The organism is Streptomyces atratus (assembly GCF_014648655.1).
Taxonomy (GTDB): Bacteria; Actinomycetota; Actinomycetes; order Streptomycetales; family Streptomycetaceae; genus Streptomyces; species Streptomyces atratus.
Genome location: NZ_BMRN01000008.1, coordinates 114,664 through 129,800, shown reverse-complemented (window position 1 = coordinate 129,800; position 15,137 = coordinate 114,664). Strand labels below are relative to the sequence as shown.

14 protein-coding genes are annotated in these 15,137 nt (G+C 70.3%); 8 read left to right on the top strand and 6 right to left on the bottom strand.

What is annotated here, in order from left to right:
• Window positions 1–87 precede the first annotated feature (87 nt).
• Complete coding sequence (locus tag IEZ15_RS16165; RefSeq protein ID WP_114244239.1) at window positions 88–705, bottom strand: TetR/AcrR family transcriptional regulator; 618 nt, start codon at window positions 703–705, stop codon at window positions 88–90.
• Between the two features lie 169 nt (window positions 706–874).
• Here IEZ15_RS16165 and ddaH point away from each other — a divergent pair, with 169 nt between their 5' ends.
• Window positions 875–1,690: a dimethylargininase gene (gene ddaH / locus IEZ15_RS16160; protein WP_189277493.1), complete on the top strand. Its 816-nt coding sequence runs from the start codon at window positions 875–877 to the stop codon at window positions 1,688–1,690.
• Window positions 1,691–1,711: 21 nt separating this feature from the next.
• On the opposite strand, the gene IEZ15_RS16155 is transcribed toward ddaH, so the two are convergent.
• Window positions 1,712–2,719, bottom strand: coding sequence for a small ribosomal subunit Rsm22 family protein (locus IEZ15_RS16155; RefSeq protein ID WP_189277491.1), 1,008 nt, complete (start codon window positions 2,717–2,719; stop codon window positions 1,712–1,714).
• A gap of 141 nt (window positions 2,720–2,860) precedes the next feature.
• Here IEZ15_RS16155 and IEZ15_RS16150 point away from each other — a divergent pair, with 141 nt between their 5' ends.
• Window positions 2,861–4,168 (top strand): hypothetical protein, encoded by a 1,308-nt coding sequence (locus tag IEZ15_RS16150; RefSeq protein WP_189277489.1) that lies wholly within the window; start codon window positions 2,861–2,863, stop codon window positions 4,166–4,168.
• A gap of 255 nt (window positions 4,169–4,423) precedes the next feature.
• On the opposite strand, the gene IEZ15_RS16145 is transcribed toward IEZ15_RS16150, so the two are convergent.
• The gene (locus tag IEZ15_RS16145) at window positions 4,424–5,746 is read right to left on the bottom strand and encodes a multidrug effflux MFS transporter (RefSeq protein WP_114244243.1); all 1,323 of its coding nucleotides are present in this window, start codon (window positions 5,744–5,746) and stop codon (window positions 4,424–4,426) included.
• Window positions 5,747–5,833: 87 nt separating this feature from the next.
• On the opposite strand from IEZ15_RS16145, the gene IEZ15_RS16140 reads away from it, so the two are divergent.
• On the top strand, window positions 5,834–6,838 hold the full coding sequence (locus tag IEZ15_RS16140) for a Gfo/Idh/MocA family protein (RefSeq protein WP_189277487.1): 1,005 nt from the start codon (window positions 5,834–5,836) through the stop codon (window positions 6,836–6,838).
• Window positions 6,839–6,951: 113 nt separating this feature from the next.
• Here the strand turns inward: IEZ15_RS16140 and IEZ15_RS16135 are convergent, their stop codons facing one another.
• Window positions 6,952–8,580: an alkaline phosphatase D family protein gene (locus IEZ15_RS16135; protein WP_189277486.1), complete on the bottom strand. Its 1,629-nt coding sequence runs from the start codon at window positions 8,578–8,580 to the stop codon at window positions 6,952–6,954.
• Between the two features lie 262 nt (window positions 8,581–8,842).
• Between IEZ15_RS16135 and IEZ15_RS16130 the strand changes: the two genes are divergently transcribed.
• From IEZ15_RS16130 to IEZ15_RS16120, 3 genes are all read left to right on the top strand, one after another.
• Window positions 8,843–9,616, top strand: coding sequence for an SDR family oxidoreductase (locus tag IEZ15_RS16130; RefSeq protein WP_189277485.1), 774 nt, complete (start codon window positions 8,843–8,845; stop codon window positions 9,614–9,616).
• 147 nt (window positions 9,617–9,763) lie between these two features.
• Window positions 9,764–10,225 (top strand): lamin tail domain-containing protein, encoded by a 462-nt coding sequence (locus tag IEZ15_RS16125; RefSeq protein WP_114244246.1) that lies wholly within the window; start codon window positions 9,764–9,766, stop codon window positions 10,223–10,225.
• 80 nt (window positions 10,226–10,305) lie between these two features.
• Window positions 10,306–11,187 carry a PhzF family phenazine biosynthesis protein gene (locus tag IEZ15_RS16120; RefSeq protein WP_189277484.1) on the top strand — a complete coding sequence of 294 codons (882 nt, stop codon included), beginning with the start codon at window positions 10,306–10,308 and terminating at the stop codon, window positions 11,185–11,187.
• A gap of 21 nt (window positions 11,188–11,208) precedes the next feature.
• Here the strand turns inward: IEZ15_RS16120 and IEZ15_RS16115 are convergent, their stop codons facing one another.
• Both IEZ15_RS16115 and IEZ15_RS16110 read right to left on the bottom strand, forming a co-directional pair.
• Window positions 11,209–12,144, bottom strand: a complete 936-nt coding sequence (locus IEZ15_RS16115) for an NAD-dependent epimerase/dehydratase family protein (protein ID WP_189277483.1) — start codon at window positions 12,142–12,144, stop codon at window positions 11,209–11,211.
• Window positions 12,141–13,193, bottom strand: coding sequence for a ScbA/BarX family gamma-butyrolactone biosynthesis protein (locus tag IEZ15_RS16110; RefSeq protein ID WP_189277482.1), 1,053 nt, complete (start codon window positions 13,191–13,193; stop codon window positions 12,141–12,143). The genes IEZ15_RS16115 and IEZ15_RS16110 overlap by 4 nt, the downstream gene beginning before the upstream one ends.
• Window positions 13,194–13,326: 133 nt before the next feature.
• Between IEZ15_RS16110 and IEZ15_RS16105 the strand changes: the two genes are divergently transcribed.
• Together IEZ15_RS16105 and IEZ15_RS16100 are read left to right on the top strand one after the other, a co-directional pair.
• Window positions 13,327–13,989 carry a ScbR family autoregulator-binding transcription factor gene (locus IEZ15_RS16105; RefSeq protein WP_114244250.1) on the top strand — a complete coding sequence of 221 codons (663 nt, stop codon included), beginning with the start codon at window positions 13,327–13,329 and terminating at the stop codon, window positions 13,987–13,989.
• A 124-nt stretch (window positions 13,990–14,113) separates the two neighbouring features.
• Window positions 14,114–15,016 (top strand): glycosyltransferase family 2 protein, encoded by a 903-nt coding sequence (locus IEZ15_RS16100; RefSeq protein WP_189277481.1) that lies wholly within the window; start codon window positions 14,114–14,116, stop codon window positions 15,014–15,016.
• Window positions 15,017–15,137: the final 121 nt, after the last annotated feature.

Genomic DNA, 15,137 nt, shown 5'->3' with positions numbered 1-15,137 from the left:
GTGGCCGGAGTTCCGAAGCGGGGTACGGGGGACGACGCCACGAGCTGCGCACTATGCCACTTCTTGTCATGAAATGACGGGTGCGTCTCAGGGGTGCGCCAGCCCGTGCAGGGTGTAGTCGACGATCGCGTCCGCGTACTCATGGGTGAGCGGGAGGGTGCGCAGCAGCCAACGGTGGGTGAGCGGACCCACGAGGAGTTCCAGGGCGATCCGCGGGTCGATGTCGGCGCGCACCTGACCCGCCTCCTGCGCGGCGCGCAGCCGTGCGACGTACAGCCGGAGTGAGGGATCGAGCAGCTTCTGGACGAATTCGGCGCCGAGCTGCGGGTCGACGATCCCCTCGGCGGCCAGTGCCCTGGTCGGCGCCTCGAAGGCGGGGTCGGTCAGCTCGTCGACGGTGGCCCGCAGGACGACTTTGAGGTCGGCCGCGAGATCACCGGTGTCCGGGAGCCCCCGCGCGTCACCCGCGCCGTTCTCCTCGGCGACCCGGTCACCGAGAGCGACGAAGGCCTCCAGGAGGACGGCCGCCTTGGAGGGCCACCACCGGTAGATCGTCTGCTTCCCGACGCCGGCCCGCGCGGCGATGGCCTCGACGGTGGTCCTGGGGTAGCCCACCTCGCCGACCAGGCCGAGCGCCGCGTCGTAGATCGCACGGCGCGAGCGCTCGCTGCGGCGACTGGGGTCGGGTGGCCGGTTCTCTACCATGCCGGCAAATCTAGCAGCGGCACGAGTCGATACGTGTCGTCTCATCACCGTGCGGAACCACCCGATCGGATCACTGCGCGCGGGCCCCGGAAAGTGGACCATGGGCTCACGCACAGACCCGTGCGAAGTCCCCCGGCAGGTAACCCCTGCTTTTCGTGAGGAGCCCTCATTGCCTCGTGAAGCCACACCCCGCCGTTACCTGATGTGCGCCCCGGCCCACTTCAGGGTGACGTACTCCATCAACCCGTGGATGGACCCCAGCAAGCCTGTGGATCTCCCCCTGGCCCAGACCCAGTGGGAGGACCTGCGCGACCGTTACCGCACCCTCGGACACACCGTGGAGCTGCTCACCCCCCGCCCCGAACTGCCCGACATGGTCTTCGCCGCCAACGGTGCCACCGTCATCGACGGCCGGGTGCTCGGCGCCCGGTTCGCGTACCAGGAGCGGTACGAGGAGGCCGGGGCCCATCGCGAGTGGTTCCGGGACAACGGCTTCACCGCGATCCATGAACCGGCCCACGTCAACGAGGGCGAGGGCGACTTCGCGGTCACCGCTTCGTACATCCTGGCCGGGCGGGGCTTCCGGTCCAGCCCCCTCTCGCACAACGAGGCGCAGGAGTTCTTCGGGCGCCCGGTGGTCGGGCTCGATCTGGTCGACCCGCGCTACTACCACCTGGACACGGCTCTGTCCGTGCTCGACGACGCGGGCGACGAGATCATGTACTACCCGGGCGCCTTCTCGCCGGGCAGCCGGTCGGTGCTGGCGCGGCTCTTCCCCGACGCACTGATCGCCGAGGAGGCGGATGCGGCGGCGCTCGGCCTCAACGCGGTGAGCGACGGGCTCCATGTGCTGCTGCCGCAGGCCGCCACGGGGCTCTTCGATCCGTTGCGGGCGCGCGGCTTCGAGCCGGTGCCGATGGATCTGGGCGAGCTGCTGAAGGGCGGCGGCAGCGTGAAGTGCTGCACGCAGGAGCTGCGCGGGTAGCCGGAGGTCCGGCAGCCGCTCTCAGGCGCCGGACTCACCCACGTCGTGCGGCGGCCACTCGTCGCCCCACGCGATGTCCCGGGCGGCCCGGTACAGCTCGCCGTGCCGCTTGGTGACTGTGGAGCGCTGCAGAGCCTCGTCACGGGTGCACAGGTCCAGCAGCACCTGCCCCTTGCGGATCTGCGGCTTGCGGGTGACCCGCGCGCGGACGGGTTCCGTCCGGAAGCGGGTCGCCACGACATAGCTGAACTTCTCGTCCTCGTACGGCAGCGAACCGCCCTTGACCTGCCGGTGCAGCGAGGAGCGGCTGACCCGGGCCGAGAAGTGGCACCAGTCCGTGCCCGGCTCGATGGGGCAGGCGTCGTCGTGCGGGCAGGGCGCGGCGACCTTCAGCCCGGCGGCGATCAGCCGGTCGCGGGCCTCGATGATCCGGGCGTAGCCGTCGGGGGTGCCCGGCTCGACGACCACGACCGCCTGTGCGGCGGCCGCCGCGGTGTCGACGAGGCCGGCGCGGGCGTCCGCCGTCAGCTCCTTGAGCACGTAGGAGACGGTGATCAGGTCCGTGGGGGCGAGTTCGAGGCCGGTGCCGATCCGGGCCCGGCGCCACTCGGCGGTGCGCAGGGCGGGGATGCCGGAGATCGCGGCCAGTTCCCGGCCGAGGGCGAGTGCGGGCTCGGCCCAGTCCAGGACAGTCGTCCTCGGCCCCTCCCAGGCCCCCGCCACGGCCCAGCTCGCCGCTCCGGTGCCGCCGCCGATGTCGGTGTGCGTGGCGGGCACCCAGTCCGGGGCTGCCTCCTGGAGTGCGGCAAGTGCGGACCGTACCGCTTCGAAGGTCGCGGGCATCCGGTACGCGGCGTACGCGGCGACGTCGGAACGGTCGCGCAGCACCGGGGCGTCCGTGGGGGTGGTCCCGCGGTAGTTGGCGATGAGCCGGTCGACGGCCTGGGCGGCCTGCTTGGGCGGCAGCCCGTCGAGCAGTCCGGCCAGCGCCGCGCGCAGGGTTTCCGCGGTGGGGAGGGTGGCGTTCACCGACGAATTGTAGGCAAAGGCGGCCGACCCCCTTCCGACCCGGCACCCGTAGCGAACAGCAGTGCATGCGAACTGCCGCGGCGCCTGCGCAAGTTGCTACGCTGACCGGCGCGAGGTCGGGATCGCCCATCGAGGGAAACCATGAGACAGAAGATCGTGCGCCTGGTTCTGGTCGGCGGAGTGCTCGTGCTTGCCATGCTGCTTCTGCTGGCCACCTGCGGCAGCGGCGAGAAGAGCTCCGACAAGCCGAAGAAGCGGGCCAAGGCGAGCGCGGCCCCGGTGACACAGCTCACCGTCCCCTCCGTGTTCGCAACCGAGCACGGCTGGGAGCTCATCGGCACCTCGCCCGACTACGCGCTCTCCCGGACGACGGGCAGCCTCGCCTATCTCGTGCGGGTCTCGGACACCAAGTACCAGCTGCGGACCATCGACTCGGAGACCGGGGAGGCCGGCTGGCACGGGGAGAGCTGGCGGCCCCCGTCCCCGCAGCACTTCCCGAGGCTCCTCCCGGTCACCGTGGACGACCACGAGTACTTCGTGACGTGGTCGTACGGGAAGGTCGGCGAGAACGCGCTGACCCCCGCCGACACGATCGTCTCGCTGGATGTCTACGACGTGCAGGACGGCTCCCGGCGGCGCATCGAGGTGCCGTGGAACTCCGTCCCCACGGTCACCACCACCGGCCCCGGCATCCTCATCAGCGACGGCCGGACGAACAGCGCGGTGGTCGACCCGGTGACCGGCCGGGTGTCGGAGATCACCGCCCCCGCGCTCAAGTACCCGAAGGGCTGCAAGACCTGCAAGCAGCTCACCGAGGTACGCGGGCTGACGAAGAAGGGCCTGCTGGTCAGCGGGGCCAAGGAATTCTGGGTGCAGGGTGGCTGGTTCAGCCGCAATGTCGCCCCCAAGGGCACCGACCGGCTCAGCGGAATCCCGACATCGGTGGTCCCGGGCCTGGTGCTGGCGAAGTGGCAGCTCGCGAAGGGGGCGAAGCGGGCCGCCACCCATGACCTGTGGACGGTGCAGGACCTGGAGACGGGCAAGCCCCTCGCCTCGGTGGAGTGCAGCAAGCCTGCGATCAAGCCGGGCCAGTACCCGCAGCTGGTCGCCGCGCCCTCGGGCAACTTCCTGGTGGCCGGTCCGCTCGCCTTCGACCTGTTGACGAAGCGGGGGTTCTGCTTCGAGGGGGCGGACGGCACGAAGCCGCTGACGCTCGCGTCCGTGAACGACGAGGGCATCGCGTACGGCGCGGCGAACGCACGCAACGCGGCCGACGTACTGGCCGGCGGCGGCACCCCCGTCGCGGTGGCGATCAGGAGCGGCACGACGGGTGCCCTGCCCTCGAACCAACGGATTCCGGGCGCGGTGACGTCGGACGGCGTCGGCCTGTTCCGCTGGACGGACGAGAAGGACCGCTCGCATCTGATCGGCTACCCGAGCGCGAACTAGGTGTACCGCTCGGTCCGACCGGGCCTGCGGAAACACGCTCGTCTGCTTCGCCCTGGCACACCCGCGGCACCGGCCCCTGTACGCCGACGACTGCGGATTCCCCGGCGGGCCGATGCACCCGGTGCGGACCTGCGTGGTCCACACCTTCAAGCACGCGTCGGGGGAAGGCGCGGTACCGGCGATCGTCTCCGTCGTCTCCCGCCACCTCGGACCGGACCTGATCAGCGGCGGGACGTGGGGCTGGACCCGGCCCCGCTACGAAGCCCGCTGCCAGGGCCGGCACAACCCCAGGAAGCAGGCCATCGCACCCACCGCGCACACCAGCTGCACGACAGCCATCGGAACGGCCGTCCCCTCGCCCGCGATTCCGACGAGCGGCGAGGCGACGGCGCCGATCAGGAATGACGACGTACCGAGCAGTGCGGAGGCGGACCCGGCAGCGTGCTTCGTACGCATCAGGGCCTGTGCGTTCGTGTTGGGCATCGCGAGCCCCATCGCCGACATCAGCACGAAGAGCCCGGCCGCGACCGGGACCAGGCCCACGTGCCCGAAGACCCCGGACGTCATCAGCAGCAGCGCGGCCGCGGCCAGCACGATGACCGAGAGCCCGAAGGCGAGCGCCTTGTCCAGGCTGATCCGGCCGACCAGTACCTTGCCGTTGATCTGGCCCACGACGATCAGGCCGACCGAGTTGATGCCGAAGAGCAGGCTGAACGTCTGCGGCGAGGCCCCGTAGATCTCCTGCACGACGAACGGCGAGGCGCTCACGTACGAGAAGAGGGCGGCGAAGGCGAGGCTGCCCGCGATCATGTAGCCGGTGAAGACCCGGTCGGCGAGCAGCCCGCGCATGGTGCGCAGCGCGTCGCCGATGCCGCCGGTGTGCCGGTCCTGCGGCGGCAGGGTCTCGTGCAGCCACTTCTGGACGACCAGGGTGAGCACCACGCCGACGACGGTGAGGACGGCGAAGATCCCCCGCCAGTCGGTGAACCGCAGAACCTGTCCGCCGATCAGCGGTGCGACGATCGGTGCGACGCCGGAGATCAGCATCAGGGTGGAGAAGAACCTGGCCATCTCCACGCCGTCGTACATGTCGCGCACCACGGCACGGGCGATGACGATCCCCGCCGCACCGGCCAGGCCCTGCAGGAGGCGGAAGCCGATGAGGAGTTCCGTGGTGGGGGCGAAGACGCAGATCGCGGTGGCGACGACATAGATGATCATGCCGAGGAGCAGCGGCCTGCGCCTGCCCCACCGGTCGCTCATCGGTCCGACGACGACCTGCCCGAGCGCCATGCCGGTGAGGCAGGCGGTGAGGGTGAGCTGCACGGTCGCGGCGGAGGCGTGCAGGGACTCGGTGACCGCGGGCAGAGCCGGGAGGTACATGTCCATGGAGAGCGGCGGCAGTGCGGTGAGGCCGCCGAGGACCAGGGTGACGAGGAGTCCGGTGCGCCGGGCCGCGTCGGTGGCGGCCGGATTTCCGGGAGGTGTGCCGGTGGCCGCCGACTCCGCGGCCACGGCCTGGGTGGTCGATATGTGTGTACGTTCCTGCTGGGCCCGGCTTGCGCCGCTCTCCGGCATTCTCATCTCCATGTCGTTGAATCCGCCCCTATGCTCTCAGCTCAGCCGGACTGGTCGAGACCTTTTTGGGGAGCAGGCATGACAGGCATGAGCAGGGCTGTGCGTTGGGGCGTGCTGGCGACCGGAGGTATTGCCGCGACGTTCACCGAGGACCTGCGGTCGATGCCGGACGCGGAGGTGGTGGCCGTCGCATCCCGTACGGACGCCGCGGCGAAGGCGTTCGCGCAGCGGTTCGGGATACCCCGGGCGTACGGCAGCTGGGCCGATCTCGCCGCCGACGACGAGGTCGATGTGGTGTACGTGGCGACACCGCACTCGGCCCACCGGGAAGCGGCCGCGCTCTGTCTGGAGGCCGGAAAGCACGTGCTGTGCGAGAAGGCGTTCACGCTCAACGCGCGGGAGGCGGACGAGCTGGTGAAGCTCGCCCGGGACCGCGGCCTCTTCCTGATGGAGGCCATGTGGATGTACTGCAACCCGGTCATCCGGCGCATGACGGAGCTGGTGCGGGACGGCGCCATCGGCGATATCCGTACCGTGCAGGCCGACTTCGGACTCGCGGGTCCTTTCGGTCCCGAACACCGGCTGCGCAACCCGGCGCTGGGCGGCGGCGCGCTGCTGGACCTCGGGGTCTATCCGGTCTCGTTCGCACATCTGCTGCTGGGTGAGCCGGACCGGGTACAGGCCGACGCGCTGCTCTCCCCGGAGGGCGCCGATCTGAACACCGCGATGCTGCTGGGCTGGTCGGAGGCGGGCGCCTCGGCGCTGCTGAACTGTTCGATCGTCGCGGACACGCCGCTGACCGCCTCGATCACGGGCACGAAGGGGCGGATCGACTTCCCGCGTGGCTTCTTCTTCCCGGAGCGGTTCGTGCTGCACCGGGAAGGTCACGAGCCGGAGGAGTTCACCGCGCAGGCGGCGGGCGAGGGGCTGCGCGGGATGCAGTTCGAGCAGGCCGAGGTGGCGCGGGCGCTGCGGGCGGGCGAGACGGAGTCGCCGCTGGTGCCGCTGGACGGTTCCCTTGCCGTGATGCGGACGCTCGACGCGGTACGCGACCGCATCGGCGTCCGCTACCCGGCCGACGGCCTCGTCTGACCGGGACCTGTCCGCGAAGGGCCCAGGACGACCGGCAGATGGAGGGCGGCGTCGCGGGGCCGGGCACACACCCGGCTCCGCTCCTTCTCCCGCCCCCCGTGTGCCGGTCGGTCCTACGCGGGCGTGAGGCCCTGGTTCCCCACCTCGGTGACGAACGATCCGGCCGTCGTCACGGGCGCACCGGGCGTGGTGACGGCCGACACCGTGCGGTAGTCGGCGCGCGCCTGCTTCAGGCCCAGCGTGATGACCGCGTATCCGCGGCGGCCGTTGAAGAACTTCATGTGCGGGTTGGCCCGCATCTGGTTGTTCCAGCCGGCCGGCTTGTCCGTGCCGTCCTTGCCGCTCGTGATGGATGTGGCGACGATCTCCGTACCGACGGTGCGGGACGACGGGTCGTCGAAGTCCTTCTTCAGGTCGAAGCCGTAGCCGACGTGCACATCGCCGGTCAGCACCATCAGGTTGTCGATCCCGGCGGCCCCGGCCCCCTTCAGGATCCGGTCCCGGGAGGCGGGGTAGCCGTCCCACGCGTCCATGGAGAGCAGATAGGCGTCGGTGGGGACATCGCGCCGCTGGGCGAAGGCGACCTGCTGCGGTACGACGTTCCAGGTGGCCCGTGATGCGTGCCAGCCGTCGAGCAGCCAGCGTTCCTGGGTGGCGCCGGTCAGGGTACGCGAGGGGTCCTCGGACTCCGGTCCGGGCTTGTGCCAGCCGTCGCCGTAGGCCTGGTCGCTGCGGTACTGACGGGTGTCGAGGATGTCGAACTGGGCAAGCCTTCCGAACTGCAGGCGCCGGTAGAGTTTCATGTCCGGGCCGCTCGGCTGCTGCGGGGTGCGCAGCGGCTGGTTCTCCCAGTACGCCCGGTAGGCGGCGGCGCGACGCAGCAGGAATTCCTCCGGCGGTACGCCGTTCTCGGGGGTGTCGCCTGCGTAGTTGTTCTCGGTCTCGTGGTCGTCCCAGGTGACGACGAAGGGGTGCGCGGCGTGGGCGGCGCGCAGATCGGGGTCGGACTTGTAGAGGCCGTACCGCAGCCGGTAGTCCTCCAGCGTGACCGTCTCCCGGTTGAAACGGGCGGGGAGTTTGCGGTCCGTGTAGTTACGGGCTCCGCCGGTCGCGTCGACGGCGTACTCGTAGAGGTAGTCGCCGAGGTGGAAGACGACGTCGACGTCCTCCTGGGCGAGGTGCTTGTACGCGGTGAAGTAGCCGTCGTGGTAGGCCTGGCAGGAGACGGCGGCCAGGCGCAGCGCGCTGTTGCGGGCGTCGGGGGCGGGCGCGGTGCGGGTCCGGCCGGCGGGGCTGATCCACGTACCGCTGCGGAAGCGGTAGTAGAAGACGCGGTCCGCTTCGAGGCCCTTGACCTCGACGTGGACGCTGTGGTTGAACTCCGGGTGGGCGGTGGCCGACCCTCGCTGGACGATGCGGGAGAAGTGCTCGTCGTGGGCGAGTTCCCAGCTCACCTCGACACGGGACTGGGGAAGTCCGCTGCCGGTCTCGTACGGTCGGGGTGCGAGTCTCGTCCACAGCAGGACCGAGTCGGGCTGCGGGTCGCCCGAGGCGATGCCGAGGGTGAACGGGTCCTCGCCGATCCTCCGGCCGTCCAGCTCGGCGGCGCTCGCGGTGCCCGCGGCCGGCAGATTGACCGAGAAGGCCAGCGCGGCAGCGGCACCGGTGGCGGTGAGGAAGCGGCGGCGTCCGACATGCCTGGCGGCGTCGCGCATCTCCTGCTGGTGAGATGAGTGCGTCATCTGTCCCTCCCCTGGCTGGTGGTGTACTCGGTAAGTGCACCGGGCCGGCGCATCGAGCGGTCGTCGTGTTCGCGTCGCTCGGGCGTCGCGCGGATGAGGAATGCGGCAGGAATGGGTTCACGGGACGAAGTGCGCATACGCGACGCAGACCATGATTGTCGCTGCCGGCCGTCCGGCGGGTGAACCCGCCGTCCCACACGCCTTCTTGGCCCCATGTGGCCCCACACGCCCCGCAGGACGGTAAGGCGTACGCTGCGGCGTCATGAGCAACAAACTGTTGAACTCCGCCTCGAAGACGGCGGTCGTGACGGGCGCGGGATCCGGAATCGGCCGCGCGGTGGCTCTCGCCCTGACCGGCGCCGGCTGGTCGGTGGCGCTCGCGGGCCGGCGCCCGGAACCCCTCGCCGAGACCGCCGCACTGGCCGGGAAGAACGCCCGGGTGATCACCGTCCCCACCGATGTGTCACGCCCCGAGGACGTGGACGGGCTCTTCTCCTCGGCGCGGGAGTGCTTCGGCCGACTCGATCTGCTCTTCAACAACGCGGGTGCGTTCGGCCCGCGTTCCGTCCCGGTCGAGGACCTGTCCGTGGAGGACTGGCGCTCGGTGGTGGACGTGAATGTGACGGGTGCGTTCCTCTGCGCTCAGGCGGCGTACCGGCTGATGAAGGCGCAGGACCCGCAGGGCGGCCGGATCATCAACAACGGCTCTGTCTCCGCCCACGCACCACGTCCGCATTCGGTCGCCTACACCGCGACCAAGCACGCCATGACGGGCCTGACCAAGTCGCTGTCCCTGGACGGCCGTCCGTACCGGATCGCCTGCGGGCAGATCGACGTCGGCAACGCCGCCACGGACATGACGGAGCGGATGCGGACCGGCACCCTTCAGGCCAATGGTGAACTGGCGGTGGAGCCGGTGATGGCGGCGGCGGACGTGGCCCGGACGGTGCTCCATATGGCGGAGCTGCCCCTGGAGGCGAACATGCAGTTCGCGACGGTACTGGCAACGGCGATGCCGTACGTGGGCCGCGGCTGACGGGACCGACCGAACCGGCCGCCCCGCGTGGGCGATTGCCACCCAAACGACCACACCCTGGCCGGAATATGCGCCTCCCCTTCAGGTCGGCGCGCGCTGCCCCTATGATCACAGCTCTTCACCATAACTCCACGTAGGGATCACAGCATGCACATACGTGCCGCCGCGCCGCTCGCACTGGCCGCCGCCCTGGCCGGCTCACTGCTCGTCACGGCCCCCGCCCAGGCCGCCTCGCATCAGGGCGGGCTGCACCTCGGCAAGATCCAGTACGACAGCCCCGGCAAGGACACCCGTACCAACGCGTCCCTCAACGCCGAGTGGGTGGACATCCACAACAACGGCAGGTCGAAGCTTCAGCTCAAGGGATACAAGCTGAAGGACAACACCGGTTACACGTACACCTTCGGCAGCTACACCATCGGCGCGGGCAAGACCGTCAAGGTCCACACCGGCAAGGGCAGGAACTCCTCGGGCCACGTCTACTGGAACCGCGGTTCGTACGTCTGGAACAACACCGGTGACAAGGCCCGGCTGATCAAGCCGAACGGCAAGCTCCAGGACTCCTGCTCCTGGACGAAGTCCAGCAAGGGCACCAAGAACTGCCACTGAGCCGGGCACCCGCGGCTCGGAGCACCATCCGGCCGGCCGGAGCAGGAATGCCCCGGGCCGCGGCAGGGTTGGCCTGTGGCATGAGCCAGAATTCAGGTACCGAGATCCTGCGCTACACCGCCTTCTCCGCCGACCCGGAGGGCGGCAATCCGGCAGGTGTCGTCCTTGATGCGTCCGGTCTCGACGACGCGGCGATGCTCGCCGTCGCGGCGGAGCTGGGTTACAGCGAATCAGCTTTTCTGACCGAGCGGGACGAGCCGGGCGACGAAGGGCCGTCGGCCGCCCGGGAATACACGATCCGCTACTTCAGCCCGAAGGCCGAAGTCCCCTTCTGCGGCCACGCCACCGTCGCGACGGCCCTCGCACTCGCCGAGCGCGACGGTCCCGGCGATCTGGTGTTCAGCACGCCCGCGGGTACGGTCCCGGTCACCGTCACCCAGGAGGGCGGCGAGCTGCGTGCCACGCTCACCAGCGTCGAACCGGACGTCATGGACATCGCGCCGGACGACCTGGCGGAGGCGCTCGCCGCACTGGACTGGCCGGCCTCCGATCTCGACCCTGCCCTGCCGCCCCGGATCGCCTTCGCGGGCGCCCGCCACCTGGTGCTGGCCGCCGCGACCCGTGAGCGGCTTGCCGACCTCGGTTACGACTTCGCACGCCTCGAAGCCCTGATGCACCGGCTGGACCTGACGACCCTGCAGCTGGTGTGGCGGGCGGCGCCGGACGTCTTCCACGTCCGCGACCCGTTCCCGGTCGGCGGCGTGGTGGAGGACCCCGCCACGGGCGCGGCGGCGGCCGCCTTCGGCGCCTATGTGCGCGCCCTGGGCCTCGTCCCGGACACCGCGGTCCTCACCCTCCACCAGGGCGAGGACATGGGCCGCCCCGGCACGCTCACGGTCGAACTGCGGGCGGGCGACGCACGGGTGCGGGTGAGCGGTACCGGTACCCGGATCGAGGCCTGACAAGGGGGCGCCGCGGCGCCGTCAGCCGCCGAGATGCCGGCGGTACCACGGCGCGTGCCGGGCGAACGCGGTCGCGAACCCTTCGCCCGGCTCCCAGTCGAAGTCCTGGCCGACCCGCTCGTCGGTGAACCAGTGGTCCACGGCGAGCATGCCGAGGTGGTGCAGCGCGAACGGGACGTCGGCGAGCCGCTCGCGGGCCGTGTCCACATCGATGCCCGTGGCTCCCCAGGGCAGCCGCAGCTCGTCGACGACCGTGGACAGCAGCTGCGAACAACTCACCGGTTCGGGGTGGTTGACGTGGTAGACCCCGGCCGGCTCCTTCGGGGACAGCGCCGCACCCAGCAGCGCCCGCCCCAGCGTCTGTACGTCGATCAGCGAGTGCCGTGCCTCGCACCCGGTCAGTACGGCCGAGAGCTGCCGGACGAGCGCGACCAGGCCGGGCACGGCCCATCGGTCCCCGACCCCGTACACGATGTGCGGGCGCACGACGACGCCGCCGGCCGCCAGGACGTGCTGTTCGGCGGCGGCACGGGTCAGGCTGGTGACCGAGGCCGGGTCCGGCTCGGTCTGTCCGGGCCGCAGCCGGGTGAACGGGCCCCGGCCGTAGACGGATGCCGTGCTCAGGTGGACGATCCGGGTGACTCCGCAGCGGGCCGCCTCTTCGGCCAGGGCACGGGTTCCTTGATCATTTACGGACCGGGCGGTCGGTTCGTCGCCGCCGATCCGTGAGGCGCAGTGGATCACCGCGTCGACGCCCTCGCAGCTGCCGCGCAGCGTTGCGGGGTCGGCGAGGTCCCCGTGCACCGTCTCGATGCCGGGCCCGGCGCCTGCCGTTGCGGTGAGAGCTGTCCGGTGGGTCATCAGCCGCAGCCGGACACCGGGGGTGGCCCTGGCCGCGGCCACCACATGGCTGCCGATGAAACCGGTAGCGCCGGTGATGAGTATGCGCAGTGTCATGACTGGTCATTCTGCCGGTCGTCCGGCCGGCTCCGCTGATTCCCCGCTGTGCCGTGCGGGCCGCTCGGGGAGCCGAGGGTGCAGGTGAAGACCGGCTCGCCGTCCTGGATCGCCGAGACGTGCACCCCGGTCATACTGCGGTCGCCGGCCGGGACGGGACGGGCCTCGATCCAGCAGGGACGGTCGAGTTCCACGTACCGGAGGAAGTCGGTCTTCACCGATGCCGGGAGGAAGTCATGGCCGGGGGTCACGGCGACGGCCGCCTGACGGGCCGCCTCCAGCAGCAGAATGCCCGGCACATGGTCGTTGGGCCGGGCGAACAATGTCGGATGTGCGGTGTCGAGCCGCAGCTGCCAGACGTTCCGCTGCAGACCCGGTGCCAGGACGACATCGCGTACATCGGTCCTGCCCACCTCGGCCGGCGCGACGGCGGGCAGGAGGGGTATCGGGGCGCCGATCACGTCCCGCCGGTCGCCCCGCAGCCTCTCGTACACCTTGGCCGAGGTGCAGCTGATACGCCCTCCGCCTCTGGCGAGGACGGTGCCGAGGCGGTGCAGGAGCAGCTCGACATGCATGGAGCCGATGCTCCGGCCGCGCCGCCGGATCCGGGAGCAGGACACATCCACCGTGATGTCCCAGGGCGCCCGGCCCAGGAGCAGCCGATCGGGCTCGCAGACGTACGCGAGCTCCCACATCACGAACTGGTCCCCGACCGGGACGTCGAACGCCGCATGCCCCAGGAGCATCGTCGTCTGCCGCATGGTCTCCGCGATCAGCAGCGGGTCCTGATACCGGCCCGACACGGGGGCGAAGAAGCGGTGCGCATGCGGCCAACGGGCCGATACCGAGAACTGGGTGTCGGTCTGCGGGGTCCATCCGGTGGGAAAGACATCCTCGGCATCGGACCGGTGAACCAGGTGTCTCGGGAAGTCCGCCTCGCCATGTCTGCCCCTGGATGCCGTCTCGCCCTCTCCAGGGGATTCGGTGAAATCGGCGGCGCCTGCGCCCTCGACGGACACCGATGCGCTGTGCGAGGTGAGCTGAACCATGAATTTTCCTCCCAGAGGATCCATACCGGGAGGGCGGGCCGCCCTCGCAGTAAGATACTGACAGTCCGGTTTTCCTATCCAGCCATATCCCAGTGGTGCTGACCACGCCACGACTGAGAGAGACTCGTAGCTGATGGCACAGCAGGCGCGCGCGATCCAGACTCGACGGTCAATCCTGGTGGCGGCCGCCGCCGTCTTCGACGAACGCGGTTACAGCAGCGCCACCATCAGTGAAATTCTTGCGCGGGCCGGAGTGACAAAGGGTGCGCTCTACTTCCATTTCACCTCGAAGGAAGACCTCGCACTCGGGGTGATGGACGTACAGCTGGACAGCGATCCACTTCCCGCCCAACTGACGAAGCTTCAGGAATTGGTCGATCAGGGCATGCTGCTCGCCCATCGGCTCCGGCATGAGCCACTGGTACGCGCGAGCGTCGGGCTGGCCATGGATCAGGCGGTGGAAGGCCTCGACCGGGGCACCCCGTTCCGTGCCTGGATAGACCGGCTCGAACATCTGCTGACCGCCGCGAAGAACCAGGGTGAACTCCTGCCGCACGTCAATGCCCGCGAGACCGCCGAAATGCTGGCGGGTTCCTTCTCCGGCATTCAGGTGATGTCTCAAGCCCTGTGCAAGCGCGAGGACTTGGGGCGGCGGATCTCGGTCCTTCTGCATTACGTACTGCCGAGCATCTCGACCCCTGCCGTGCTGGCCACGCTCGACATGGCCGAGGACCGGGGCGAGCGCCTGTTCGGCACCCTCGGATCGGTCCCCAGCCAGGCCGGCGCACCCGACTGACGGGCCAGGCCCGACCGACGAAGAATCACGGGACATGACACGGCAGCGACGATCGGCTGAACCTCGGGCGACGAGGAGTTGCGGCTACGATCGCGGGCACCCAGCGAGACCAGGAGTGCCGACCGTGTCCCAACCGCGCATCGCCGTATCCATCGTCACCATGGGCGATCGCCCGCAGCAGGTCGAGGCCCTGCTGGCCTCGGTGGCCGGACAGGACGTCCGGCCGGCCCGGCTCGTCGTCGTGGGCAACGGCTCACCGCTCCCGGACTTCACCGCGTTTCCCGGTCTGTCCGACCTGTCAGGCGGTGTGACGGTGATCGAACTCGACGAGAACCTGGGCTGCCCCGGTGGCCGTAACGTCGCCCTGCGCAAGCTGGCGGAGTTCGGCGATGTGGATGTCGTCATCGAGCTCGACGACGACGGGCTCCTGGTCGACGGCGGGGTGTTCCGCAAGGTCCAGGAGCTGTACGCCGCCGACCCGCGGCTCGGCATCGTCGGCTTCCGGATCGCCGACGAGCACGGCGAGACCCAGCGCCGCCACGTCCCGCGCCTGCGCGCCGGCGACCCGATGCGGCGCGGCCCGGTCACCGCGTTCCTGGGCGGCGGCCACGCCCTCTCCATGAAGATGCTCGCCCAGACGGGGCCCTGGCCCGCGGAGTTCTTCTTCACGCACGAGGAGACGGACCTGTCCTGGCGGGCGCTCGACGCGGGCTGGAAGATCCTGTACGAGCCCGATCTGCTGCTCCAGCACCCCAAGACCTCCCCGGCCAGGCACTCCGTCTACTACCGGATGACGGCCCGCAACCGGGTCTGGCTGGCCCGCCGCAATCTGCCCCTCCCCCTGGTCCCGGCCTACCTGGGCACCTGGACCCTCCTGACCGTGGCCCGCACCCGGTCGGCGACGGGGCTGCGCGCCTGGGCCGGCGGCTTCGCCGAGGGGGTCCGTACGCCGTGCGGGCGGCGGCAGCCCATGCGGTGGCGCACGGTGTGGCGAATGACGAAACTGGGACGGCCACCGGTCATCTGATCCGCGACGGGGCCGGGTGGCGCAGCGTCAGTCCCGAGACAGGAGTTGCCGATGTCCGTCCGCAGGATCGTCCCCAACATTCGGACCGGCACCGGCCCCGGGGCCGAGTCGGACGCCACCG